General features: G+C 64.1%; 21 protein-coding genes and 1 pseudogene. 9 read left to right on the forward strand and 13 right to left on the reverse strand.

Annotated features, from left to right (window positions below; translation table 11 throughout):
• Window positions 1-26 precede the first annotated feature (26 nt).
• Both NGM28_RS15660 and gspK read right to left on the reverse strand, forming a co-directional pair.
• On the reverse strand, window positions 27-230 hold the full coding sequence (locus tag NGM28_RS15660) for a hypothetical protein (RefSeq protein WP_011535430.1): 204 nt from the start codon (window positions 228-230) through the stop codon (window positions 27-29).
• 201 nt (window positions 231-431) lie between these two features.
• The gene (gspK, locus tag NGM28_RS15665) at window positions 432-1400 is read right to left on the reverse strand and encodes a type II secretion system minor pseudopilin GspK (RefSeq protein ID WP_252090706.1); all 969 of its coding nucleotides are present in this window, start codon (window positions 1398-1400) and stop codon (window positions 432-434) included.
• 149 nt (window positions 1401-1549) lie between these two features.
• Here gspK and tatA point away from each other — a divergent pair, with 149 nt between their 5' ends.
• Window positions 1550-1765 (forward strand): twin-arginine translocase TatA/TatE family subunit, encoded by a 216-nt coding sequence (gene tatA, locus NGM28_RS15670; protein WP_252090707.1) that lies wholly within the window; start codon window positions 1550-1552, stop codon window positions 1763-1765.
• A 95-nt stretch (window positions 1766-1860) separates the two neighbouring features.
• Here tatA and NGM28_RS15675 read toward each other — a convergent pair whose 3' ends face one another.
• Both NGM28_RS15675 and NGM28_RS15680 read right to left on the reverse strand, forming a co-directional pair.
• Window positions 1861-2094: a DUF3077 domain-containing protein gene (locus NGM28_RS15675; protein ID WP_044488425.1), complete on the reverse strand. Its 234-nt coding sequence runs from the start codon at window positions 2092-2094 to the stop codon at window positions 1861-1863.
• The gene (locus NGM28_RS15680; protein ID WP_252090708.1) at window positions 2091-2330 is read right to left on the reverse strand and encodes a hypothetical protein; all 240 of its coding nucleotides are present in this window, start codon (window positions 2328-2330) and stop codon (window positions 2091-2093) included. Before NGM28_RS15680 ends, NGM28_RS15675 begins: the two co-directional genes overlap by 4 nt.
• Window positions 2331-2942: 612 nt before the next feature.
• On the opposite strand from NGM28_RS15680, the gene NGM28_RS15685 reads away from it, so the two are divergent.
• From NGM28_RS15685 to NGM28_RS15710, 6 genes are all read left to right on the forward strand, one after another.
• Window positions 2943-3674, forward strand: a complete 732-nt coding sequence (locus tag NGM28_RS15685) for a GntR family transcriptional regulator (RefSeq protein WP_213658134.1) — start codon at window positions 2943-2945, stop codon at window positions 3672-3674.
• Between the two features lie 11 nt (window positions 3675-3685).
• Window positions 3686-4774: an N-acetylglucosamine-6-phosphate deacetylase gene (gene nagA, locus NGM28_RS15690; RefSeq protein ID WP_252090709.1), complete on the forward strand. Its 1089-nt coding sequence runs from the start codon at window positions 3686-3688 to the stop codon at window positions 4772-4774.
• Window positions 4771-5793 carry an SIS domain-containing protein gene (locus NGM28_RS15695; protein WP_252090710.1) on the forward strand — a complete coding sequence of 341 codons (1023 nt, stop codon included), beginning with the start codon at window positions 4771-4773 and terminating at the stop codon, window positions 5791-5793. The genes nagA and NGM28_RS15695 overlap by 4 nt, the downstream gene beginning before the upstream one ends.
• 18 nt (window positions 5794-5811) lie before the next feature.
• The gene (gene ptsP, locus NGM28_RS15700; RefSeq protein WP_252090711.1) at window positions 5812-8352 is read left to right on the forward strand and encodes a phosphoenolpyruvate--protein phosphotransferase; all 2541 of its coding nucleotides are present in this window, start codon (window positions 5812-5814) and stop codon (window positions 8350-8352) included.
• A gap of 12 nt (window positions 8353-8364) precedes the next feature.
• Window positions 8365-10029, forward strand: a complete 1665-nt coding sequence (nagE, locus tag NGM28_RS15705; protein WP_252090712.1) for an N-acetylglucosamine-specific PTS transporter subunit IIBC — start codon at window positions 8365-8367, stop codon at window positions 10027-10029.
• Between the two features lie 217 nt (window positions 10030-10246).
• Window positions 10247-12244 carry an HET-C-related protein gene (locus NGM28_RS15710; RefSeq protein ID WP_252090713.1) on the forward strand — a complete coding sequence of 666 codons (1998 nt, stop codon included), beginning with the start codon at window positions 10247-10249 and terminating at the stop codon, window positions 12242-12244.
• A gap of 74 nt (window positions 12245-12318) precedes the next feature.
• Here NGM28_RS15710 and NGM28_RS15715 read toward each other — a convergent pair whose 3' ends face one another.
• Complete coding sequence (locus NGM28_RS15715) at window positions 12319-12630, reverse strand: YqfO family protein (RefSeq protein WP_252090714.1); 312 nt, start codon at window positions 12628-12630, stop codon at window positions 12319-12321.
• 2 nt (window positions 12631-12632) lie between these two features.
• Entirely contained in the window at window positions 12633-16532 is a 3900-nt protein-coding gene (purL, locus tag NGM28_RS15720; protein WP_252090715.1) for a phosphoribosylformylglycinamidine synthase, read from the reverse strand.
• Window positions 16533-16820: 288 nt separating this feature from the next.
• Between purL and mltF the strand changes: the two genes are divergently transcribed.
• A complete protein-coding gene (mltF, locus tag NGM28_RS15725) occupies window positions 16821-18278 on the forward strand; it encodes a membrane-bound lytic murein transglycosylase MltF (protein WP_240065574.1) in 1458 nt (485 codons plus the stop codon).
• 105 nt (window positions 18279-18383) lie between these two features.
• Here the strand turns inward: mltF and tadA are convergent, their stop codons facing one another.
• Complete coding sequence (gene tadA / locus NGM28_RS15730; protein ID WP_252090716.1) at window positions 18384-18863, reverse strand: tRNA adenosine(34) deaminase TadA; 480 nt, start codon at window positions 18861-18863, stop codon at window positions 18384-18386.
• Entirely contained in the window at window positions 18863-20245 is a 1383-nt protein-coding gene (locus NGM28_RS15735) for a multicopper oxidase family protein (protein WP_240065552.1), read from the reverse strand. Before NGM28_RS15735 ends, tadA begins: the two co-directional genes overlap by 1 nt.
• A 294-nt stretch (window positions 20246-20539) precedes the next feature.
• Between NGM28_RS15735 and NGM28_RS15740 the strand changes: the two genes are divergently transcribed.
• Window positions 20540-21013, forward strand: a complete 474-nt coding sequence (locus NGM28_RS15740; RefSeq protein ID WP_252090717.1) for an OsmC family protein — start codon at window positions 20540-20542, stop codon at window positions 21011-21013.
• 158 nt (window positions 21014-21171) lie between these two features.
• On the opposite strand, the gene NGM28_RS15745 is transcribed toward NGM28_RS15740, so the two are convergent.
• The 5 genes and pseudogenes from NGM28_RS15745 to guaB form a co-directional block, all read right to left on the reverse strand.
• The gene (locus NGM28_RS15745; RefSeq protein ID WP_353620523.1) at window positions 21172-21432 is read right to left on the reverse strand and encodes a bacteriocin immunity protein; all 261 of its coding nucleotides are present in this window, start codon (window positions 21430-21432) and stop codon (window positions 21172-21174) included.
• 126 nt (window positions 21433-21558) lie between these two features.
• Window positions 21559-21789: pseudogene (locus NGM28_RS15750) on the reverse strand (GMP synthase (glutamine-hydrolyzing)); the annotation flags it as partial.
• A gap of 148 nt (window positions 21790-21937) precedes the next feature.
• Window positions 21938-22336 carry a type II toxin-antitoxin system death-on-curing family toxin gene (locus tag NGM28_RS15755; RefSeq protein WP_240065550.1) on the reverse strand — a complete coding sequence of 133 codons (399 nt, stop codon included), beginning with the start codon at window positions 22334-22336 and terminating at the stop codon, window positions 21938-21940.
• Between the two features lie 350 nt (window positions 22337-22686).
• Window positions 22687-24264: a glutamine-hydrolyzing GMP synthase gene (gene guaA, locus NGM28_RS15765; protein WP_240065548.1), complete on the reverse strand. Its 1578-nt coding sequence runs from the start codon at window positions 24262-24264 to the stop codon at window positions 22687-22689.
• A gap of 119 nt (window positions 24265-24383) precedes the next feature.
• Window positions 24384-25853, reverse strand: a complete 1470-nt coding sequence (gene guaB / locus NGM28_RS15770) for an IMP dehydrogenase (RefSeq protein ID WP_213658146.1) — start codon at window positions 25851-25853, stop codon at window positions 24384-24386.
• Window positions 25854-25883: the final 30 nt, after the last annotated feature.

Here is a 25883-nt window from a genome sequence, read left to right on the forward strand (position 1 = left end):
GCTGACGCGGCGCAGGTGTGTGGTACTCAATCCTTGGCCAGCTCGCGGGCCTTCTCCTCGGCCTTGCGCTCACGCTCCACCACCGCCTCTTGCTTGTCGCCGTACAGGCGTTGCTGGTCCTGGCGGAAGGCTTCCCAGAACTGCTTGGAACGCTCCGCGCCACCCTCGGCGTAGACGCTGGCGCTGCCCAGGGCGAGGGTCGCCAGCAGCAGGTATTTAGTCAGGTTCATCGTGCTTGCCTCGTGATAACCGTATCGACAGGGCCATCCTAGCGAGGCGCAGCTAACGCCAAGGTGAGGCGGACATTACAGTGTTGAAAGGCCGGCTGATGAAAATACCTGACATGGCCTCTGTAGGAGCGGCTTCAGCCGCGATCACCCGCGACGCGGGTGCCCGGCACCGCGGTGCCTGCATCGCGGCTGAAGCCGCTCCTACAGGGAAACCGCAGGCTCTCGCCCAAGCACCCGCACCTGCTGCGCCGGCACCCGGGCATGCCATTGCACCACCCCCAGCGCCTCGACCTGGAACTGACTGCGCAGGGTGCGCCCCTGCTCCTCGAACGACAGCTGCAACAGGAAATGCCCGCTGTTGAGCAGCAGGCCCTCGCTCAGCCGGGCGAACGTCTCGTCGTCCACAGCCCCCAGTGCCTGGCGCAATGCGCTGGCGTCCACATAGCCCGCCGCAGGCCGGCCGGTGACGATGCGGCTGAGCAACGAACGCGAGAATCGCCCCTCGTATAGCGCTTCCAGCAAGGGCAGGTGTTCAAGCCCCAGGGCATTGGCATTGAGCCGCCAACCCGTGGTAAACGGCAACGCACAGAGCATCGGGTAGCGCGCCTGACGGCTGGCATCTTGCTCCAGCAGCAAGTTCAGCTCGCTGCTGTCGACCATGGGTTGGTTGGCTGCCAGCCGTGGGGGCTGCTGGCGCAGGTACTGGGCGCTTTCAGCCCCTTGCAATCGCGCGTCGCTGTCATTGTCGAGCCAGTCAGCCAGACCGTCGACCAAGCGCTCGGCGGCCATGTCGTCCCCCAACAGGTGGCGCAACTGGCGCTCGGCACGCTCGCCATCCTCGCCCAGCAAGGCGTTGACGTTGAAGCAGGTGTGCTGGTCAATCACCCGCAACTGCGCCTTGCCGGCGCCAAAGTCATAGTCCAGCGCCTGCCCACGCAGCGCCTGCCAGAACAACGGGCTGGCGCGCCAGGCCGGATCGCGCAGGGCCTGCGAGGCATAGGCCAGCCCCGCCTGCTCCATGGCCCGCACCTGCACGCGCTGGTGCAGCAGGCGCACGTCATCGACCTGGCGCCGGCCATCCTCCACCAGCCAGGCCAGCCCCCCGGCGAGCATCGCCAGCACCACCAGCACCATCAGCAGTGCCGCGCCCCGTTGTCGCCTGGCTGCCATCCTTGCTTCCCCGTTGGTTCCCAAGGGGGCCAGTGAACACCGTGGTTGTTTCAGTCAGATGGCAGCAACACGACCGTCACGCCCGCGTCATCTGCGAAAGGCAGGATTGCGCTTTCGTTTTTTCATCGACCTGACAGGAGTGGTCTTACATGGGTGGCATCGGAATCTGGCAACTGGTGATCGTACTGTTGATCGCCTTCCTGCTGTTCGGCACCAAGCGTCTCAAAGGGTTGGGCAGCGATGTGGGCGAGACGATCCAGGGCTTTCGCAAGTCCATGGGTGGCGATACCGAGGGCAATCCTGCGGTGCAGCAGCCCCCGCTGAGCAACCAGCAGGCCACGAAATCCTCGCACCCGGACCTGTAGGAGCCAGCCTTGCTGGCGATGCCCGGCATAGCCGGGCCCGATCACCAGCAAGGCCAGACAGCGGCCTCCACAGAAGTCGGTGTTGCAATCAACGGCTACGGTTCAACCCCTGACTCCATGTCATCGATCAACGCCTTGGCCATGGCGCTCAGAATCCGCGCCGAACTGCCGGCCAGCAGATCGCCTTCCATCTCGGCCTCGCAGGTCAGGTGGCGGATGCAGCCGAGCAATACCGACAACTCGCTGAAAGCATCCTGGAAAGGAACGCCCGGTTCGACCTTGAACAGGTCCATGCAGGTGGTGCGGCCTGCGGTGTGGCCTCTGGTCATGGCTGTACCTCCGGCCTGTGCTCGAGCAAGGCGCAGGCGAGTTGCCCGAGGTAGTCGCTGGCGGTGAACAGGCGGTCGCGGTAGTCGCTGGGTTCGGTCTTGAAATAGACATCGAGTACATCGGAAATGGCGGTGGCTACCTCGACGGCGGCGGCCATGGCTTCCTCGCGGGTGAGGGTGGGGCGGATGGTGATGAAGGGGGCGATACGGGGTGGGTCGGGGACGATTTTTTTCATCATGAAGTTCCTTTCGTGGGTGACAGGAACCGCCACTTGATCGTTCTCACATGATTTGGGTGGCAGCCATGCGCGGAGTGAGAACCCGGCCACGAAGGAAAACCGGTCAGGACGAACCTGCCCGCGCACGGCTGCCATAGCAGAGCGGCGATCTTCGTGGAACGGGTTCTCACACCCGGTCACCAAATATGGCGACCCGGTGAAGTTATCCCCGGGGCATTTCCCCGACAACGCAGCAGCTTCCGACAGGTGCGTAGGATAGTTCCCAAGCGTTCACGGCTGAAGCATTTGGTTTCAGGTTCGGAAATGTCCGACAAGAGAGTTGAGGGGCCGCGGGGTGTTCGCCGATAGAAATTCTGCGCCTATCAGACCGAGCGCCGCCGCGCGGCGCATCGCGGATGAATCCGCTCCTACACAGGTTTGTTTCGGGCCATGCGCCAGGCTGGCAACCATGGCCTGTAGGAGCGGATTCATCCGCGATGCGCCGCACAGGCGGCGCTCGATCTCCTGGGCAACACCTCTGCGCCGACCTGCACCAGCAGACCAGTGGTATTGACCTGGTATTGAAGTGGTATTAACTTTCACCCCACAACAATACCGGACACTTCCGTCATGCGCCCTCTCACCGCCCTGCGCCCCGACGACAGCGCCGCCACCCCGCTCTACCTGCAGCTGGCGCGCAACCTCGAACAGGCCATCCACGCCGGCCAGTGGAGCGCCGACCAGGCCCTGCCCTCCGAGCGCACCCTGAGCGAAACCCTCGACATCTCCCGCGTGACCGCGCGCAAAGCCCTCGAAGTGCTACTCGAGCAAGGCCTGATCCGCCGCATCCAGGGCTCCGGCACCTTCATCACCCCACGCCTGGAACAGCCCCTGTCGCGCCTGTCGAGCTTCAGCGAAATGCTGCGCATGAAAGGCTTCGCGCCCAGCTCCCAATGGCTTGAACGCAGCATCGGCAGCCCAAGCAGCGACGAACTGATCCGCCTGAGCCTGTCGCCCACCGACCAGGTCGCCCGCCTCAAGCGCCTGCGCAAGGCTGACGACATCGTCATGGCGGTGGAGGTCAGCACCCTGCCCGCCCGCCTGCTGGGTGACCCCCAGGCCATCGGCGATTCGCTCTACCAGCACCTCGACCAACTCGGCCGCCCGGTGGTCCGGGCGCTGCAGCACATCCGCGCGATCAACGCCAGCGACGAGCTGGCCGCCCAGGTCGGCATCGCGCCGGGCACCGCCATGCTGCTGATGACCCGTATCGGCTACCTCGACGACAACACGCCCATCGAGCTGACCGACACCTACTGCCGCAACGACTACTACGACTTCGTCGCCGAACTGCGGCGCTGACCGGAGCCTCCATGGACATTGCCAACATCCTCACCCCCGACGGCTGGGTGCGCGGCCACCTGCACCTGCGGGACGGGCGCATCCACGCCATCGAAGGCACCCCGTGCAACCCGCAGGACAACGACCTGCCCTACCTGCTGCCCGGCTTCATCGACTTGCACGTGCACGGCGGTGGCGGCAGCGACATCATGCAGGGCGGCGAGGCGTTCGCCACCATCGCCCGCACCCACCAGCGCTTCGGCACCACCTCGCTGCTGGCCACCACCATGACCGCGCCCCGCGAAGAGCTGACTGACGTGCTCGCACAGTTGGGCGAGCACCTGCGCCAGCCACGCCAGGGCGCACGCATCCTCGGCGTGCACCTGGAAGGCCCGTACATCAACCCGGGCAAGCTTGGCGCGCAACCGAACTTCGCCCACCAGGCCTTGCTCGACGAGGTCGAACACTACCTGGCGCTGGCGCCGATCAAGGTCATCACCATCGCCCCCGAGATCGCCGGCCACCTGCCACTGATCCAGGCCCTGAGCGCACGCGGCATCCGCCTGCAACTCGGTCACACCTTGGGCAGCTACGAGGAAGGCGTCGCCGCCCTGGAGGCCGGGGCCACCAGTTTCACCCACCTGTACAACGCCATGAGCCCGCTGCACCACCGCGAGCCGGGCATCGTCGGCGCAGCCCTGGCCCACGCCCGCTACGCCGAGCTGATCCCCGACCTGCTGCACGTGCACCCCGGCGCCATGAAGGTGGCCCTGCGCGCGATCCCGTGCCTGTACTGCGTGACCGACTCCACCGCCGCCGCCGGCATGCCCGACGGAGAATACCGCCTGGGCAGCCATACCGTGACCAAGTGCCTGGGTGGCGTACGCCTGCCCGACGGCACCCTGGCTGGCAGCACCCTGACCATGGACCAGGCCCTGCGTAACCTGGTGAAGATCGGCCTGCCCCTGGCCGAGGCCTCCGACCGCCTGTCGCGCTTCCCCGCCGATTACCTCGGCATCACCGAGCGTGGCCGCCTGCAACCGGGCGCCTGGGCCGACGCAGTGCTGCTCGACCGCCAACTGAACCTGACCGCCGTGATGATCGAAGGAGAACAAGCATGAGTTCAAGGATGCTCGAAGAGGCGCGCGCCTGCGCCGATGTCGTGGCGCGACAGCTGGGCGCGCTGGCCCCGCGCCTGGCCACGCTGACCGAACACCTGCGCCGGCTCGACCCGCAAGTGGCGCTGACCGTGGCCCGGGGCAGCTCCGACCATGCCGCCAGCTACTTCGCCTACATCGCCATGCAGCAACTGGGGTTGCCGGTGGCCTCGCTGCCGATGTCGGTGGTCACCTTGCAACAGGCGCCGCTGCGTGTGCGTGGCCAGGTGGCACTGGGTTTCTCGCAGTCGGGGCAAAGCCCGGACCTGGTCGAAAGCCTGCGTCGCCTGGGCCAACACGGGGCAACCACGGTGTCGCTGGTCAATGCCGAAGGCTCGCCGCTGGAGCTCGCTTGCCAACACCACCTGCCACTGGGCGCTGGGCCTGAACTGTCGGTCGCCGCGACCAAAAGCTTCGTCGCCACCCTGAGCGCCAGCGCGCAACTGGTCGCCCACTGGGGCAAGGACCAAGCCCTGCTGCAAGCCTGCCAAGACCTGCCCGGGCAATTGCGCGAGGCCGCGAACCTGGACTGGAGCGCGGCCATCGACGGCCTGCAAGGCAGCGAGCGGCTGATGGTGATCGGCCGTGGCGCCGGCTTCGCCATCGCCCAGGAAGCCGCGCTCAAGTTCAAGGAAACCTCGGTGATCCAGGCCGAAGCCTTCAGCAGCGCCGAAGTGCGCCACGGGCCGATGGCCTTGATCGACGCGCACTACCCGCTGCTGGTGTTCGCCCCACGGGGTGTCGAGCAGGCCGGGCTGCTGCAATTGGCCGCCGACATGCGCCAGCGCGGCGCACAGGTGTTGCTGGCAGCGCCTGCGGATATCGCCGACCGCGACCTGACCCTGGCCTGCGCCGGGCACCCCGCGCTCGACCCGCTGCTGGCGATCCAGAGCTTCTACATCATGGCCGCCGGGCTTGCCGAAGCCCGTGGCCTGGACCCCGACCAGCCACGCCACCTGAGCAAAGTGACGTGTACGCAATGACGCCGCGAGGACCCGCGCATGTCCAACAATAACAAGATCACCCTCCATGCCCCGCTTGCCGGCCCGCAGGTGGCCCTGGACCAGGTCCCCGACCCTGTGTTCGCCAGTGGCACCCTCGGCGACGGCGTCGCCATCGACCCGCTCAACGATTGCCTGCACGCGCCTTGCGCGGGTGAAGTGGTGCACCTGGCGCGCACCGGTCACGCCCTGACCCTGCGCGCGGCCAATGGCGCGGAAATTCTCCTGCACATCGGCGTGGACACCGTGCAACTGCTGGGGCGTGGCTTCGAGCCCCTGGTTGCGCTCGGTGAGCGGGTCGAACAGGGCCAGTCGCTGATCCGCTTCGACCTGGACCTGGTGGCCCAGCACTGCACCAGCCTGGTCACCGTGATGCTGGTGGGCAACGGCCAGGACTTCACACTGGAAGCGCTCGACGCCCGCGCCAGCGATCTGGGCGCACCACTGCTGGCGGTTAGCGGCAAGACCCAGCAGGCAATGCTCGATACCGCAGCCTCCAGCGCACAGGCCAACGGCCGTGCCAAGGTGGCCCACCAGGGCGGCCTGCATGCGCGCCCTGCGGCGTTGCTGCGCCAGACCGCCCAGGGCTTCCAGAGCCGTGTGGAACTGCACTTCCAGGACCGCCATGCCGCCCTCGACAGCCTGGTTGCCGTCATGGGGCTGGGGGTCGGTGAAGGCGACGAGGTCGAAGTTCGCTGCACAGGCCCGGATGCCGAAGCTGCCTTGCAGGCCGTGCTCCAGGCGCTGCGCACGCCCACGGTCGGCGAACGGCACGCACCCGCGCCAGTGGTGGCCCACGCACCGGCCAGTACGCAGCCCGGCATGCTGGCAGGCGTCAGCGCCTCACCCGGCCTGGCCCTCGGCCCGCTGGCGCGCCTGGATGGCATCAGCCTGCCACCCGACACCGGCAACAATATCCCCGACGAACAACACCAGGCCCTGAACGACGCGCTGGCCGAGGTGCGCACCGCCATCGACCGCGACTGGCGCCACCTGCCCCGTGGCCAGGAAGACGCCGCCGCTATTCTCGAGGCGCATCTGGCCCTGCTCGACGATCCATCCCTGCTCGACGCCGCACGCCAGCACATCGACGAAGGCGTGGCCGCCAGCCATGCCTGGAGCCGTGCCATCGATGCCCAGTGCCAGGTCCTGCGCGGCCTCGGCAACCCACTGCTGGCCGAGCGCGCCAACGACCTGCACGACCTGCAGCAACGCGTGCTGCGCGCCCTGCTCGGGGAAACCCGCGAGCTGCGCTTGCCGCCGTCGGCCATCGTCGTCGCCCATGAGCTCACGCCATCTGACCTGCTGCTGCTGGCCCGCCACGATGTCGCCGGCCTGTGCATGGCCGCCGGTGGCGCCACCTCCCACGTCGCCATCCTGGCCCGCGCCCGTGGCCTGCCATGCCTGGTCGCACTCGGCGAAACGCTGCTGGAACTGGCGCCCGGCACCACGCTGGTGCTCGATGCCGACAACGGCCACCTGGAAGCCCGCGCCGACACGTCACGCCTGGCTGAAGTGCGCCAGCACTGCCAGCAGCGCCGCGAACAGCGCCAGCGCCAGCAGGCCGCCGCCCACGACAGCGCGCGCACTCGTGATGGCCGGGTGATAGAAGTCGCGGCCAACGTCGCCAGCGCCGACGAAGCCGCCCAGGCCCTGGCCTTGGGCGCCGACGGCATCGGCCTGCTGCGCAGCGAGTTCCTGTTCGTCGACCGCCACACCGCCCCCGACCAGGCCGAACAGCACAGCGCTTATCAAGCCGTGCTCGACGCCATGGCCGAGCGCCCGGTGATCATCCGCACCATCGATGTGGGCGGCGACAAGCAGCTCGACTACCTGCCACTGCCGGTCGAGGCCAACCCGGTGCTCGGCCTGCGCGGTATCCGCCTCGGCCAGGTGCGCCCGGAACTGCTCGACGAGCAACTGCGGGCCTTGCTCCAGGTGAGCCCGCAACGCCGTTGCCGGATCATGCTGCCCATGGTCACCGAGGTCGACGAACTGATCGCCATCCGCCAGCGCCTCGACCGGCTCGCCAGCGAATTGGGCGTGACCGCGCGCGCCGAGCTGGGGGTGATGATCGAAGTGCCGGCCGCCGCCCTGCTGGCCGAGCGCCTGGCCGAGCACGCGGACTTCTTCTCCATCGGCACCAATGACCTGTCGCAGTACACCCTGGCCATGGACCGCGACCATGCCGGCCTGGCAGCCCGTGTCGACGCCCTGCACCCCGCCCTGCTGCGCTTGATCGACCTCACCTGCCAAGGCGCGGCCAAGCACGGTCGCTGGGTGGGGGTGTGCGGTGCATTGGCCTCCGACCCGCTGGCCACGCCCGTGCTGGTGGGGTTGGGCGTGGCCGAACTGTCGGTTAGCGCCCCGCAGATCGGCGAGATCAAGGCCATCGTCCGCCAGCTCGACGCCAATGAATGCCGTCGCTTCAGCCAGGGCCTGCTGGCCCTGTCCAGCGCCAGCGCGGTACGCCAGGCCTGCCGGGACTTCACCGCCCAGCCCCATGCCCAACACGCGGCCCCCGTGGCCCTGCAACAATAATCGGAGCGCACCATGTACCAGCACTTCATCCAGGGCCTGCAACGGCTCGGCCGCGCCTTGATGCTGCCCATTGCCATCCTGCCCATCGCCGGCCTGCTGCTGCGCCTGGGCGACACCGACCTGCTCGACATCGCCCTGGTGCACGACGCCGGCCAGGCAATTTTCGCCAACCTGGCGCTGATCTTCGCCGTCGGCATCGCCGTGGGCTTCGCCCGCGACAACAACGGCACCGCCGGCCTGGCCGGCGCCATCGGCTACCTGGTGCTGGTGGCCACCTTGAAGGTGATCGACCCGAAGATCGACATGGGCATGCTCGCCGGCATCCTCTGCGGCTTGCTGGGGGGCGGCCTGTACAACCGCTTCAAGGACATCCAGTTGCCGGATTACCTGGCGTTCTTCGGTGGCCGGCGCTTCGTGCCGATCGCCACCGGCCTGTCGGCGGTGGCCTTGGGGTTGCTGTTCGGGCTGATCTGGCCGCCGATCCAGCACGGCATCAACGACCTCGGTCATCTGATGCTGGAAAGCGGCAGCATCGGCGCATTCTTCTTCGGCGTACTCAACCGGCTACTGATCATCACCGGCCTGCACCACATCCTCAACAACCTGGTGTGGTTCGTCTTCGGCAGCTTCCAGGGCGCAACCGGCCCAGCGGTGACCGGCGACCTGGCGCGCTACTTCGCCGGCGATCCGGACGCCGGCCAGTTCATGGCCGGCATGTTCCCAATGATGATCTTCGGCCTGCCCGCCGCCTGCCTGGCCATGTACCGCCACGCCCTGCCTGAGCGACGCAAGCTGATCGGCGGCGTGCTGCTGTCGATGGCGCTCACGTCAGCCCTGACCGGCGTGACCGAACCGATCGAGTTCGCCTTCATGTTCCTGGCGCCACTGCTGTACGTGATTCATGCGCTGCTGACCGGGCTTTCGATGGCGATCTGCGACCTGCTGGGGATCCGCCTGGGCTTCACCTTCTCCGGTGGCGCCATCGACATGGCCCTGGGCTGGGGACGCTCCACCCATGGCTGGCTGGTGTTCCCCGTCGGCCTGCTCTATGGGCTGGTCTACTACTTCGTGTTCGACTTCTGTATCCGCCGCTTCGACCTGAAGACCCCAGGACGTGAAGAGCTGGCCGCCGCGCAGAGCGAAACCGATACCGAGGGTTCGCGTGCCCGACGCTTCATCGATGCCCTCGGTGGCGCCGCCAACCTAAGTGGTGTGGATGCCTGTACCACCCGCTTGCGCCTGGTGCTGATCGATCGCAACCTGGCAAACGACCAGGCGCTGAAAGCGCTCGGCGCCATGGCCGTGGTCCGCCCCGGTAGCGGCGGCAGCCTGCAAGTGGTGGTAGGCCCCATGGCCGACGCAGTGGCGGACGAGATTCGTGGCGAGCTGCCTCATGCCCTGGCGATCGTGAGCACAACCGAGCGCGCAAGTGCCGACGTTGTTCCGGACGTACCCACGGATGCGTGGCTGCAAGCATTGGGTGGGCGCGACAACCTCGGCAAGGTGGTGTGCGTGGCGCATAGCCGGGTGAGGGTGCAGCTCAAGGACAACACCAAGGTACAACGTGAACGGCTCATGGCTCTGGGTTGCCAAGGCATCAGCCCACAGCCAGGCGGCGTCTGGCATCTGCTGATGGGGCCACAAGCACAGGCCCTGAGCCAGGCCCTGCAGCGCTGACCAACGCCCGTGGAGGAAGGCAGAAGGCTCGTCTGGTGCTCGACCTGACAGCTTCTGCCCTTCCGTTCCAATGTAAGAAAGTTCAGTAATTGGCCCCCGTACAGTAAACGCCAGGCAAAACATCGGTCTTACACGACGGTAGGGCACTGGTTCCATATTTTTCTACCGCCTCCAAAGGCTCACCCTGAGCGTCCCATTCATTGACAAGGGACGCCCCATGAACGACATGGAATTAGCCCCCGTGCTGGAAAGCACGTTTGCCCTGGAGCAACTCACCCACATCGCCCACGACATGGACGGACATCAGTTCACGCTCCTGTTCAAACCCATCTTTGGCGTCGATGTATCCGAATCGATCTATCTGGACATTTGGCAGGCACTGCGTGACGGCATGATCGAAGGGCCTGCCCACACCGTAGTCGAGCGCAACGAGGCATTTCGCACCGCCCGTTACGACAGCGAACATGACACCCTGCTGGTCAACCGCGACATCATCGAGCAGGCCCTGAGCGAGCCGAACACTTCTCCTGGGCTGCTATTGGCGTTGATCGGCGGGTTTGGTCAAAACCTGGCGGATCAGATTCACGCGAAGCGCTTCGCTGAAGGTGAAACAGACTCTGCCGAACTGGATCCTGAGGATGCCAAGGAAGCCGGCTCGAAATATGCGAGCCTGATGGCATTCCTGGACAGCTCCCCAGCAGACGGCATGGTATTCGCCCACTACACCCATGAGGATCTGTCTGCGCCGCTGGTACTGGACCTCAGCGATACGCCAGAGCTTGAGGAAATCCTTCCCGAGGCCCCTCCTATCATTGAGCCACGCTTCGGCGCAGGCGAAGGCGGCCACGAGACGATCGAACGCGTTCTCGAAGAGGCCGGCTTCGACGAAACGGAAATCAAGTCCATCTATTTCGGCAACTGGCTGCGCGATCACTCGCAACTGGTCGACCCCAAGCTGGTCCGGGCCGAAAATGCACCGAGGAATTTCCCAAACCAGTTTTCCCGGAGCGCGCTCACCGCCATCGTCGATATCCTGGCGGCCAAGGAATTCCGTAATCAACACGAAGACGGTGAAGAACAGGGCGATTTCCAGGTATCACCTGAAATCCTCGGGGTCTATAAAGCCTCCGAGCACATCGACAACCCGACCACCCACGATGAGCCACCTGTCGACCCGACAGAAATCGATCCAGACTTCGAAATGCCGGTGCTACCGGGTACTGAAGCGACACAGGTTTACCCCACCACCTCGATGAAGGTGTACATCGACAAACCGGTGCGCCACATGAACTCGAAGATCTGGGAAGCCGCCAGGGAGGGCAGGACCGCCGTCGGCATGCGCGCCTTCGGTGAAGCGCTGCACGTGCTCGAAGACTACTTTGCGCACTCCAACTTCGTGGAATTGAGCCTGCACAAACAGGGGCACACCCAGGTGCTGCCCTGGACCACGGAAGTCGAATGCGAACATGGCCTGCCGGTGATCACCGGCCTGTTCTCCGGAACAGACATTCTCGGCAGCCTGGCCGAGCCATTGGGCAAAGTACTGTTCCCCGATGACTACCCTGACTTCAAGGAGATCACCCCTGGCTACCGCAATACTTCCGAACAAATTCTGCTGATTCTGCTCGGCGAACTGGAAAACCCGACTTGGCTGAACGCTTTCGACAAACTACTGGCATTGCGTGACCGATATGCCGACAACCCACTGTTCAGATTCGTTCGACGCGTGACCTGGACCTTGCTGCTGCCTCTGAACCTGGTCCGCTATTACGGCCGTCACCTCTTCCAGGCGTTGTTCCAGTGGTTGGGGGACCGGGTAGGCGAAGAACAGACGAAGTGGGGCAACAATCCCAACATCGATGCAAACGTCGACGTCACTCACTCGCAATTGTCCAAGGATCATGACTCCCATCCGTTCTACGAACTGGCTATCCAGATGGCGCGCCATGCCGTCAAGCAGGTTGGTGAGGAAATGTTCAGGTTCTGGAACGGTGAGGTCGACTACCCGCCGGTGGACCTGGCCAGTGGTTTCATCTGCCACCCCTATGATTCAAGCTGGCAGGACAGCCTTGTGGCCGAGTGGCTGGAAGAGCATGAAGACAAGCTTCAGGCGGCCAGTGCCTTCGACAGCTTGAAAGAAATTTACGAAACGCATATCGATACCCTCTTCGAAAAACTCAGGGCATTGGATGTGAACGCGATGCACACGACCTGACAGCAGGGTGCTGAAAAGCGACAGGGTGGGCTTTCGCCCACCCTGTCGAGTGCTCACCTGGTAGTAGAACGCGCTCAGAAATCCAGCAAACGCCAGACTTCATAAGCCGGCGTCTCGTACGGATGACTCCGTTTGAGCGCGGCGACGACCTGAGCAATCAATTCGTCCGCCACCACCAGTTCCACCTTCCACTCCTCGACCACCTCGACCTGACCGGCCTGCCCGAGGTACGGCTGGCTGCCGTCCAACGGGCGGAACTGGCCCTGGCCCAGTGTTTGCCAGGCGCAGTGGTCATAGTCGCCGATGCGCCCGCCACCGGCGGCAAACACAGCGGCCTTGACCACTTCGACATGGCTGCCCGGGACGAAGAAGGCGAGCTTGTACACCCTTAGTTCACCCAGACGCGCGCGTTGCGGAACATGCGCATCAGGGCCGCGTCTTCCTGCCACTCATCCGGGCGCCAGGAGTTCTGCACGGCGCGGAACATCCGCTCCGGGTGCGGCATCATGATGGTCACGCGGCCGTCGCGGCTGGTGAGGCCGGTGATCCCGCGCGGCGAGCCGTTCGGGTTGGCTGGATACGCCTCGGTGACCTTGCCATGGTTGTCGACGTAGCGCAGGGCCACGCAACCGGACAGGTCGGCCTCCAGCAGCGCTTCCTCGCTGGCGAACTCGGCATGGCCTTCGCCGTGGGCGATGGCGATCGGCATGCGCGAACCGGCCATGCCCTGCAGGAAGATCGAGTTGGACTTCTGCACCTCGACCATGGCCACGCGCGCCTCGAACTGCTCCGAACGGTTGCGCACGAAGTGCGGCCAGTACTCGGTGCCCGGGATCAGCTCGTGCAGGTTGGACATCATCTGGCAACCGTTGCACACGCCCAGGGCAAAGCTGTCGGTACGCTCGAAGAAGGCCTGGAAGGTGTCGCGGGCACGGGCGTTGAACAACGCCGACTTGGCCCAGCCTTCACCGGCACCCAGCACGTCGCCGTAGGAGAAGCCGCCACAGGCCACCAGGCCTTTGAAGGCCTCGAAGTCGACACGGCCAGACAGGATATCGCTCATGTGCACGTCGACGGCGGCAAAGCCTGCGCGGTCGAAGGCCGCAGCCATCTCGACCTGGCCGTTGACGCCCTGCTCGCGCAGGATCGCCACTTGCGGGCGCACCCCTTTCTTGATGTACGGCGCGGCGATGTCGTCGTTGACGTCGTAGCCGAGCTTGACCGACAGGCCTGGGTTGTCTTCTTCCAGCAGCGCGTCGAATTCCTGGTCGGCGCAGTCGGCGTTGTCGCGCAGGCGCTGGACCTGGTAGCTGGTCTCGGCCCACTGGCGCTGCAGCAGGCGACGGTCGCCCTTGAACAGCTCTTCGCCTTCGAACTTGACCAGGACTTCACCGTTGTTGATCGGCTGGCCGATCACCGCGACGCAATCCTCGCCCAGGCCAGCGGCGCTGAACTGTGCCAGTACGTCCGGAGTGGAGTCCTGACGCACCTGGATCACTGCCCCCAGCTCTTCGTTGAAGAGGATGGCAGCAATCTTTTCGCGCTTGCTGGTCAGGGTGTTCAGTTCCAGTTCCAGGCCGCAGTGGCCGGCAAAGGCCATTTCCAGCACGGTGGTCATCAGGCCGCCGTCGGAACGGTCGTGGTAGGCCAGCAGGTGGCCGTCGGCATTCAGGCCCTGGATCACGGCGAAGAAGGCCTTGAGGTCTTCGGCGTCGTCGACGTCTGGCGCCTCTTTGGCCAGCTTGCCGTGGGTCTGGGCGAGGATCGAGGCGCCCATGCGGTTCTGGCCGCGGCCCAGGTCGATCAGGATCAGGTCGGTTTCGCCCTTGTCCATGCGCAGTTGCGGGGTCAGGGTCTTGCGGATGTCGGTGACCGGGGCGAAGCCGGTGATGATCAGCGACATCGGCGAGGTGACGCTCTTCTGCTCGCCCGCTTCGCTCCACTGGGTTTTCATCGACATCGAGTCTTTGCCGACCGGGATGGTAATGCCCAGCTCAGGGCACAGTTCCATGCCGACGGCCTTGACGGTGTCGTACAGGCGGGCGTCTTCACCCGGGTGGCCGGCGGCGGACATCCAGTTGGCCGAAAGCTTGATGTCGGACAGCTTGTCGATGCGCGAGGCGGCCAGGTTGGTCAAGGTTTCGCCAATCGCCATGCGCCCGGAGGCCGGCGCGTCGAGCAGGGCCAGCGGCGTGCGCTCGCCCATGGCCATGGCTTCACCGGTGTAGACGTCGAAGCTGGTGGCGGTGACGGCGCAGTCGGCCACCGGCACCTGCCACGGGCCGACCATCTGGTCGCGGGCCACGAGGCCGGTGATGGTGCGGTCGCCGATGGTGATCAGGAAGCTCTTGCTGGCCACGGCCGGGTGGCGCAGGACGCGCTCGACCGAGTCCTCGAGTTCCAGGGTGCTTGGGTCGAATTCATCACCCAGCTCCGCTTCGCGGGTGACCGAACGGTGCATGCGCGGCGGCTTACCCAGCAGCACGTCCAGCGGCATGTCCACCGGGGTGTTGTCGAAGTGGCTGTCGGTGACGGTCAGGTGCTTCTCTTCGGTGGCCTCGCCCACGACGGCGAACGGGCAGCGCTCGCGCTCGCAGATGGCCTGGAAGCGCTCGAAGTCTTCGGCGCTGACCGCCAGCACGTAGCGTTCCTGCGATTCGTTGCTCCAGATTTCGTGCGGGGCCATGCCCGGCTCGTCGTTGGGTACGTTGCGCAGTTCGAAGCGACCGCCACGGCCACCGTCGTTGACCAGCTCGGGGAAGGCGTTGGAGATACCGCCGGCACCCACGTCGTGGATGAAGGCGATCGGGTTCTTGTCACCCAGCTGCCAGCAACGGTCGATGACCTCCTGGCAGCGGCGTTCCATTTCCGGGTTCTCGCGCTGTACCGAAGCGAAGTCCAGGTCGGCGGAGCTGGCGCCGGTGGCGACCGACGAGGCGGCGCCGCCGCCCAGGCCGATCAGCATGGCCGGGCCGCCGAGCACGATCAGCTTGGCGCCGACGGTGATCTCGCCCTTCTGCACGTGGTCTTCACGGATGTTGCCCATGCCACCGGCGAGCATGATCGGCTTGTGGTAACCGCGCACTTCTTCACCGTGCGGGGTGTTGATGCCCTGCTCGAAGGTGCGGAAGTAGCCGGTCAGGGCCGGGCGGCCGAATTCGTTGTTGAACGCGGCGCCGCCCAGTGGGCCTTCGATCATGATGTCGAGGGCGTCGACGATACGCTCGGGCTTGCCGTACGGCTTCTCCCAAGGCTGCTCGAAGCCGGGGATGCGCAGGTTCGAGACGGTGAAACCGGTCAGGCCAGCCTTGGGCTTGGCACCACGACCGGTGGCACCTTCGTCGCGGATCTCGCCGCCGGAGCCGGTGGAGGCGCCGGAGAACGGGGCGATGGCGGTCGGGTGGTTGTGCGTCTCGACTTTCATCAGGATGTGCACCGGCTCCTGCACCGCGCCGTACTGGCGGGTCTCAGGGTTCGGGAAGAAGCGGCCGGCGACGCTACCGACGATGACCGAGGCGTTGTCCTTGTATGCGGACAGCACGCCTTCGCTGTGCATCTGGTAGGTGTTCTTGATCATGCCGAACAGGCTCTTCTCCTGCGCCTGGCCGTCGATGTCCCAGCTGGCGTTGAAGATCTTGTGACGGCAGTGCTCGGAGTTGGCCTGGGCGAACATCATCAGTTCGATGTCGTTCGGGTTGCGCTTGAGGCCCTGGAAGGCGGTGACGAGATAGTCGATCTCGTCTTCGGCCAGGGCCAGGCCCAAGTCGATGTTGGCTTGCGCCAGGGCCACGCGGCCACCGCCCAGGATGTCCACCGAGGTCATCGGTTTCGGTTGGGCGTGGCTGAACAGGTCGGCGGCGTCCTCCAGCTTGCCCAGCACGCGCTGGGTCATGCGGTCGTGCAGCTCGGCGGCAATGACTTGAGCGTCGGCTTCGCTGAGGCTACCGGCGACGTAGTAGGCGATGCCGCGCTCCAGGCGCTGGATCGACTGCAGGCCGCAGTTGTGGGCGATGTCGCTGGCCTTGCTCGCCCAGGGCGAGATGGTGCCCAGGCGTGGCACCACCAGGAACAGGCGGCCGGTCGGCTCCTGCACCGGCACGCTCGGCCCGTACTTGAGCAGACGGCCCAGCACCTGCTGCTGGTCGGCGGTCAGCTCGCCGTCAACGTCGGCGAAGTGGGCGAATTCGGCATACAAACCAGTAACAGCGGGGACTTTCTGGCTCAGTTGCTCGAGTAATTTACCGTGGCGAAAGGCAGAAAGGGCAGGAGCGCCGCGCAGGATCAACATCGTCGGGACAGCCTCAGAAAGGGGTGTGCTTAGAGGCCGTGCATTCTAGCCTAATTCTCAGGCTTTCGGCACCCGCTCTAGCCCAATGCTGCCGGGCGGTGGAACCGGACTTCGGGGTCAGAAAATCAGCTGCAAGCTGCAAGCTGCAAGCTGCAAGAGAAAGCAAAGTGTGCGCCTGCGCTTTTTCTTGCCGCTTGCAGCTTGCAGCTTACCGCTCGTATCCGTTAGCAGACCTGCCAACCATTGTCGAGATATGGTGCAACCAGCCGTTTGCGTATACTGCACCTTATGTTCACCCACACCGCTTTTCGCCAGCGTTGCGCCAGATGGCTCTTCGCAACCGGACTCTTCCTGATGCTCGGTGCCTGCGTTGAAAAACCCAGCACCCTCGAGCGCGTCAAGGAGGATGGCGTGCTGCGCGTGATAACCCGCAACAGCCCGGCCACCTACTTCCAGGACCGCAACGGCGAAACCGGTTTCGAATACGAACTGGTCAAGCGCTTCGCCGACGACCTGGGCGTGAAGCTGCAGATCGAGACCGCCGACAACCTCGACGAACTGTTCGACCAGTTGGGCAAGCCATCCGGCCCGGTGCTGGCGGCCGCCGGCCTGGTCAGCAGCGAGCGGCGTGGCGCACAGGCCAGGTTCTCCCACCCGTATCTCGAAGTCACGCCGCAGGTCATCTACCGCAATGGCCGCTCGCGCCCCACCAACGCCAAAGGCCTGGTGGGCAAGAAGATCATGGTTCTCAAGGGCAGCAGCCACGCCGACCAGCTCGCCGAACTGAAAAAGCAGAACCCCGGGCTCGAATACGAAGAGTCCGACGCCGTCGAGGTGGTCGACCTGTTGCGCATGGTCGACGAGGGCCAGATCGACCTGACCCTGGTCGACTCCAACGAACTGGCCATGAACCAGGTCTACTTCCCCAACGTGCGGGTGGCCTTCGACCTGGGCGACACCCGCGACCAGCGCTGGGCCGTGGCCGCCGGCGATGACAACAGCCTGCTCAACGAGATCAACGAGTTTCTCGACAAGTCGCAGAAGAACGGCACCCTGCAGCGCCTGAAAGACCGCTATTACGGGCATGTCGACGTGCTCGGCTATGTCGGCGCCTACACCTTCGCCCAGCACCTGCAGCAGCGCCTGCCCAAGTACGAGAAGCACTTCAAGGCCACATCGAAAGTCGAACAAGTCGACTGGCGCCTGCTGGCGGCCATCGGCTACCAGGAATCGATGTGGCAGCCGGAGGTCACCTCCAAGACCGGCGTGCGCGGCCTGATGATGCTCACCCAGCGCACCGCGCAAGCCATGGGCGTGTCCAACCGGCTCGACCCCAAGCAGAGCATCCAGGGTGGCGCCAAGTACTTCATGGTGGTCAAGGACCAGCTCGACGACAGCATCAAGGAGCCGGACCGCACCTGGTTCGCCCTGGCTGCCTACAATGTCGGCAGCGGCCACCTGGAAGACGCCCGCACCCTGGCCAAGCGCGAAGGCCTGAACCCGAACAAGTGGCTGGACGTAAAGAAGATGCTGCCGCGCCTGTCGCAGAAGCAGTGGTACAGCAAAACGAAGTACGGCTACGCCCGTGGCGGGGAGCCGGTGCACTTCGTGGCCAACATCCGCCGCTACTACGACATCCTCACCTGGGTAACGCAGCCGCAGCTCGAAGGCCAGGTGGCCGAGGGCAACCTGCATGTGCCAGGCGTCAACAAGGACAAGCCGGCGGAGCAGTCGCCACAGATGTAACGGCCCCAACACCTTGTAGGAGCGGCTTCAGCCGCGATCACCCGCGAGGCGGGTGCCAGGCACCGCATTGCCTGCATCGCGGCTGAAGCCGCTCCTACAGAGGCGCTACGCCTTCGCCCGCCGCGCCTTGAAGAACTCGCTCAGGATCGCCCCACATTCCTCCGCCAGCACCCCACCCTCGAACATCACCCGATGGTTGAGAAAACCCTGGCTGAAGAACTGCCCCTGGCTCTGCACGATCCCCGCCTTGGGCTCCAGCGCCCCGTACACCACCCGCGTCACCCGCGAATGGACGATCAGCCCCGCGCACATGCTGCACGGTTCCAGCGTCACATACAGGGTGCTGCCCGGCAGCCGATAGTTGCTGGCGGACTTGGCCGCGGCGCGAATCGCCACCATCTCAGCGTGTGCGCTGGGGTCGCTGTCGATGATCGGCCGGTTGAAACCCTGGCCGATCACCTGGCCATGCTGCACCAGCACCGCCCCCACCGGCACCTCGCCCAGGGCCGCGCCTTGCGCCGCCAGATCGAGGGCCAGGCGCATGAATTCCTGGTCGCGGCTGCGATCGATGATCTGCGGTCGCATCAGACCACCGCGATCGCGGCCATCAGGCCGGTTTCCATGTGGTCGATGACATGGCAGTGGAACATCCAGGTACCCGGGTTATCCGCCACCAGCGCCACCTGGGCGCGCTCGTTCTTGCCCAGCAAGTAGGTGTCGGTGAACCAGGGCTCGACGATTTTGCGGCGATTGGAGGCGATCACCTTGAAGCTCATGCCATGCAAATGGATCGGGTGCTGGTACTGGGTCATGTTCTTCAGTTCGAAAATGTAGCTCTTGCCCTTCTGCAGCGTGGCGATCGGCCGGTCGGCGCAGGTCTTGTCGGTGATGTCCCAGGCTTGGCCGTTGATCTGCCACAGGCTCGGCGGCTTGCCGTTCTCGGTATTCACCGAAACCTTGCCGACCCATTCGAAATTGAAGTTGAGCTTCTCGGCGTTCTCAAGGTCTGGCTCGGCCACCGGGTTGGCCGGCAAGGCCTTCGGCCAGTCGCCCGGTGCCTCGCTGCTGGCCACCGAACGCAGGGTACCCAGGCGCACGAAACCATCGCGCAGGGAGATTTCTTCGCCTGCCTGAGGGATGCGAATGGCCAGGCAGATGCGCATGCCCGGGCCAAGCCAGTACTCGTCGTCCAGCGGGCGCGGCGTGACCGGGTTGCCGTCGAGGGCGTAGATCATCGCCTCGCAGTTGCCCTTGAGATTAAGCCGATAGGTCCAGGTGTTGTCCAGGTTCAGCAGACGCACCCGCACCACCTGCCCTGCCGGCAGCTCGGTGACCGAGTCGGCTTGGCCGTTGATGGTGATCAACCGCCCGGCCGTACCATTGCGCGCGGCCTCGCGGGGTACGCTGAAGGGCATCCAGGCGCCCTGCTCGTCCACATGCCAGTTCTTCAGGCTCAACGTGCGTTCGTGCTTGAAGCCGGTCGGTTCGCGCTCCTCGACGATCAGCGGGCCGACCAGGCCGCGGCCCAGCTCCTCGGAGCTGCTGACATGGGGGTGATACCAATAGCTGCCGGCGTCCGGCACCTTGAACTTGTAGTCGAAGTACTCGCCCGGCTTGACCGGCAACTGCGAGACATACGGCACACCGTCCATTTCCAGCGGCAGGCGGATACCATGCCAGTGGATGGTGGTTTCCACCGGCAGGTGGTTGATAAAGCGTACCCGCAGCCAGGTACCCTGGCGCACGCGCAACTCGGTGCCCGGCGCCGACGGGCCGAATGCCCAGGCCTCGGTCTTGAAGCCCGGCACCAGCTCGACATCCAGCGGTGCGGCGATCAGTTCGTAGTCGTGCCCGGCGTTGTCATCCTCGACCTTGCCCAGCCAGTAGCGTGCCGCGCCTCCGGCGCCCAGGCCTACCACCACGAGGCCGGTCAGGCCCTTGAGCATTTGTCGACGGGAAAAGGACATCGGTGCGGGTACCTCGTTTCTGCGCGATCAGCCTGCCGGCTGGGCCGGCGATGAAGGGCGAATACGATACACCTGCATTTGCGAAATATTAAGTGAAGTCTTGTCGCAGGATTGTCATCGCTGACGCGGCGTTGCGATACACCTGTAGGAGCCGGCTTTGCCGGCGAACACCGGCAAAGCCGGTGCCCAAGCACGTGGTCTCGGCTTCAAGCGGTATTGCAGTTCATCAAGGGAACAGGGAAAGTCCGAACGCTGGCAAGTTCACACCAGCCCAGACAATCGAACGGGGGATACATGAAGGAACATCAGTACGCCGTCACCGTGAACTGGACCGGAAACACCGGCTCCGGCACTTCCAGCTACACCACCTACCAACGCAACTTCGATATCCAGGCACCGGGCAAACCAACACTTTCCGGCTCGGCCGACCCGGCGTTCCGGGGCGATCCTGCCCGCTGGAACCCCGAAGACATGCTGCTGGCCTCCCTGTCGGCCTGCCACAAGCTCTGGTACCTGCACCTGTGCGCGGTGAACGGCGTGCAGGTCCTGGCATACGTCGACCACCCCGAGGGGCGCATGGTCGAGGGAGATTCCGAGCACAAGGGGCGCTTCACCGATGTCCTGCTGCGCCCGCAGGTGGTCGTAAGTCCGGATTCGGATACGCAACTGGCCCTGCGCCTGCATGACGATGCCCACCACGAATGCTTCATCGCCAACTCGATGAACTTCCCGGTCCGCTGCGAGGCGGTGATCCAGCGCGAGGCCTGAGCCCTCCTGGATACGACAAGGGCGCCTTGCGGCGCCCTTGTGGCTCACTCACTTCCACCCGTAGGGACTGGCAGTTTGCAGTGCAAGCCTTCGCTGACCAATTGGTTATTGATACCAACCCGCGCTTCAAGAGCCCGTGCCGACGCAAGTTGATGGCGTTAGAAACGAGGCTTGAATCCCGGCAAACTGTTCGCCATGCACCAGGCTTGAATGGTTGCCGTAACCCCCTCGGGCGAGTCATCCGCACCAGGTTCCGGATAATACAAAAGATCAGTACCTGCCGGATGAGGCACCACCTCTTCAAAGTGTAAAAGCAATGTATCCCGTTGACCCTCCGACTCAGCCTCATAGATTGCTTTAATCAGTGCTGTGAACTGGAACTCCGTATAGTCTGAAAGCGACTTCTTAATCTCAATCACTTTGCACTCCTATGATTGTCGATATGATTTTTTGGCGTGCTGACCTCCTACCAAGCCAGTACGGCCCACTTAGCCTGCATCGAAGGTCAGCTGACAGCATTAAAAAGCCGAATGCCGGACGCGGGATCATTCCCACCCGATAGTGGCCGGCGGCTTGCTCGACACGTCGTAGGTTACGCGGGAGATGCCGTCGATTTCGTTGATGATACGGCCGCTGACGGTTTCCAGGAGCTCGTACGGCAGGTGCGCCCGACGCGCTCATGAAGTCCACGGTCTCGACGGCACGCAGGGTCACGACCCAAGCGTAACGACGGCCGTCGCCGAGCGACTTATCGGCTGGAAGACAACGAACGCTTGCTCGTTTAGTGGTATCTATTAGCTTTGTGAAAGGTCACCGAAGTTGATGGGACTTGATCACATTGGCCTCAACTCTCTTGGCGCTGGCCGACTCGATCACATCAGGATAGGGAGTACCCTGGGCGAAAAGCAGGATGATTTCCTGCCTCTACGCCTGATTTTGCGAAGCGATGAAAGAAGAGTAGAGAATATCGGCAAAATCATGCTCATTGATATCACCAATAACCAAATCCCTAACGGCATCCGCGAGCAGATCATTGTCCAAGGTTATTTCGTATTCATTGAGCGACAGATACTCCAACGCGACAGCAAGCCCGGTGCGTTTATTAGCGTCAGGCAGCCCGTGACCTCGAGCGATACTGGCAGTGTATTTGGCGGCAATTTCAAAGACATCATCAAGGCCATCATAGGCGATGGCATTGTCGATTCGTGCCAACGCTCCCTGCAGGATCGGAAGATTGACCGCTCCCTTCATACCGGGCTCTGTTGTCAAGATTTGAGTATTTATCTCAATCACACGTTCGAATGGAAAGAAGATCAACTCCATTACATATCAGCCAACTTTTGAAAAGTTTTCCTATGTGTTCTAAGAGCGAGCTTGGTTTCTGAACAAACGATCTGCTTACCTTGGTCGCCGCTCAAATCCAGCTTCTTGGTGGCTTTGATTTTTGGCCTGTCTACGATGGATATGCCATACGAATTCAGCTTGTGGTTCATAGATTGAGTACCCCGGAACGACATGTTCAATTTCTACTCGCAAGGTAGCACACCAAGCAGGAAGGCGCATCGAACCATCGACTTGTGGCGCATCGGCGCCTAATAAAGCCAAAAGCCCGCAATTACGCGGGCTTCAGGGTGCTTCTTGCCACTCGCTTCCGGTCTATGCCGGACGTGGGGTCATTCCCACTCGATAGTGGCCGGCGGCTTGCTCGACACGTCGTAGGTGACGCGGGAGATGCCGTCGATTTCGTTGATGATACGGCCGCTGACGGTTTCCAGCAGCTCGTACGGCAGGTGCGCCCAGCGCGCGGTCATGAAGTCCACGGTCTCGACGGCACGCAGGGCCACGACCCAGGCGTAGCGACGGCCGTCGCCGACGACGCCGACCGACTTGACCGGCTGGAACACCACGAATGCCTGGCTGGTCTTGTGGTACCAGTCAGCCTTGCGCAGTTCTTCGATGAAGATGTGGTCGGCGCGACGCAGGATGTCGGCGTATTCCTTCTTCACTTCACCGAGGATGCGCACGCCCAGGCCCGGGCCCGGGAACGGGTGGCGGTAGACCATGTCGTACGGCAGGCCCAGTTCCAGGCCGATCTTGCGCACTTCGTCCTTGAACAGTTCACGCAGCGGCTCGACCAGCTTGAGGTTCATTTCCTCCGGCAGGCCACCGACGTTGTGGTGCGACTTGATCACGTGGGCCTTGCCGCTCTTGGCGCCGGCCGACTCGATCACGTCGGGGTAGATGGTGCCCTGGGCGAGGAACTGGATGTTGTCCAGCTTGCTGGCTTCGGCGTCGAACACGTCGATGAAGGTGCGGCCGATGATCTTGCGCTTCTTCTCTGGGTCGGCTTCGCCTTCCAGGTTGTCGAGGAACTGCTTTTCAGCGTCGGCGCGGATTACCTTGACGCCCATGTTCTCTTTGAACATGGCCATCACCTGGTCGCCTTCGTGCAGACGCAGCAGGCCATTGTCGACGAATACGCAGGTCAGCTGGTCGCCGATGGCGCGGTGCAGCAGCGCGGCAACCACGGAGCTGTCGACACCGCCGGACAGGCCCAGCAGGACGTTGGCCGAACCGACTTGCTCACGCACCTGGGCGATGGCGTCTTCGACGATGTTCGATGGGGTCCACAGGGCTTCGCAGCCGCAGATGTCCTGCACGAAGCGCGACAGGATGCGACCGCCCTGCTTGGTGTGGGTCACTTCCGGGTGGAACTGCACGCCGTAGTAGCCCAGGGCATCGTCGTACATGCCGGCGATCGGGCAGCTCGGGGTGCTGGCCAGCACGCTGAAGTTGCCTGGCATCTGGGTGACCTTGTCGCCGTGGCTCATCCACACGTCCAGGCCCAGCACGCCGTCATCGTCGACATGGTCTTCGATGCCGTCGAGCAGGCGGCTCTTGCCGACCACGTCGACGCGGGCGTAACCGAACTCGCGCAGGTCGGAACCTTCGACCTTGCCGCCCATCTGTTCGGCCATGGTCTGCATGCCGTAGCAGATGCCCAGCACCGGGACCTTCAGGTCGAACACGGCTTGCGGGGCGCGTGGGCTGTTGGCTTCGTGGACCGACTCGGGGCCACCGGCCAGGATGATGCCGCGCGGGTTGAATTCGCGGATCGCTTCATCGTCCATGTCGAACGGGTGCAGCTCGCAGTACACGCCGATTTCGCGCACGCGGCGGGCGATCAGCTGGGTGTACTGGGAACCGAAATCGAGGATCAGGATGCGGTGAGCGTGAATGTCGAGGGCCATGACTCAATCTCTGATGCAGCTGCAAGCTTCAAGCCGCAAGCTGCAAGTTGATCGGGGAAAACGCGGTACTTGCTGCAGCGCAACTACCGCTTGTAGCTTGTAGCTTGTAGCTGGAGGCGTCAGCCGACCCGATAGTTAGGGGCTTCTTTGGTGATCTGCACGTCATGCACGTGGGACTCGGCCATGCCGGCACCAGTGATGCGCACGAACTCCGGCTTGGTCCGCATCTCTTCGATGGTCGCGCTGCCGGTGTAGCCCATGGACGAACGCAGGCCGCCCATCAGCTGGTGAATGATCGCCGCCAGGGCGCCCTTGTAGGGGACGCGGCCTTCGATGCCTTCCGGGACCAGCTTCTCGGCGCCGGCCGAGGAGTCCTGGAAGTAGCGGTCGGAGGAACCTTGCGCCTGTGCCATGGCACCCAGCGAACCCATGCCGCGATAAGCTTTGTACGAACGGCCCTGGAACAGCTCGACTTCACCCGGCGCTTCTTCGGTACCGGCGAACATCGAGCCCATCATCACGCACGAGGCGCCAGCGACGATGGCCTTGGACAGGTCACCCGAGAAACGAATGCCGCCGTCGGCGATCAGTGGCACGCCAGTGCCTTCCAGTGCGGCGGCGACGTTGGCGATGGCGCTGATCTGCGGCACGCCGACACCGGCGACGATGCGGGTGGTGCAGATCGAGCCTGGGCCGATACCGACCTTGACCGCGTCGGCGCCGGCTTCAGCCAGGGCCTTGGCGGCGGCGCCGGTGGCGATGTTGCCGCCGATCACCTGTACTTGCGGGTAGTTTTCCTTGACCCAGCGTACGCGGTCGATCACGCCTTTGGAGTGACCGTGGGCGGTGTCGACGACAACCACGTCAACGCCGGCCGCGACCAGCGCCGCAACGCGCTCGCCGGTGTCCTTGCCGGTGCCGACCGCGGCGCCGACGCGCAGGCGACCCTGGTCGTCCTTGCTGGCCAGCGGGTAGGCCTTGGCTTTTTCGATGTCCTTGACGGTCATCATGCCCTTGAGGGCGAACTTGTCGTCGACGATCAGGACTTTTTCCAGGCGGTGCTTGTGCAGCAGCTCACGGACTTCGTTCTTGTCGGCGCCTTCGCGGACGGTGACCAGACGCTCTTTGGGGGTCATCACGTCGCGGACCTTGGCGTCCAGGCGGGTTTCGAAGCGCACGTCACGGGAGGTGACGATGCCGACCAGGTCGCCGTTCTCCAGCACCGGAACACCGGAGATGTTGTTCAGGCGAGTCAGGTCGAACAGGTCGCGCACGGTGGCGTCGGCCTCGATGGTGATCGGGTCCTTGACCACGCCAGCCTCGAACTTCTTGACCTTGCGCACTTCGCCGGCCTGCTGTTCGATGGTCATGTTCTTGTGGATGATGCCGATGCCGCCTTCCTGGGCCATGGCAATGGCCAGGCGCGCTTCGGTCACGGTATCCATCGCGGCGGAAACCAGGGGAATGTTCAGCTCGATGCCACGAGTCAAACGTGTCTTGAGACTGACTTCATTGGGCAGTACCTCGGAATAGCCAGGTACAAGGAGGATATCGTCGAAGGTCAGGGCTTCTTGGCTGATACGCAGCATCGCGGGGGCTCCCGGGAGGGAAAAATGGAA

Origin of the sequence: Pseudomonas sp. MWU13-3659 (assembly GCF_023757525.1) — a bacterium.
GTDB lineage: Bacteria > Pseudomonadota > Gammaproteobacteria > Pseudomonadales > Pseudomonadaceae > Aquipseudomonas > Aquipseudomonas entomophila_E.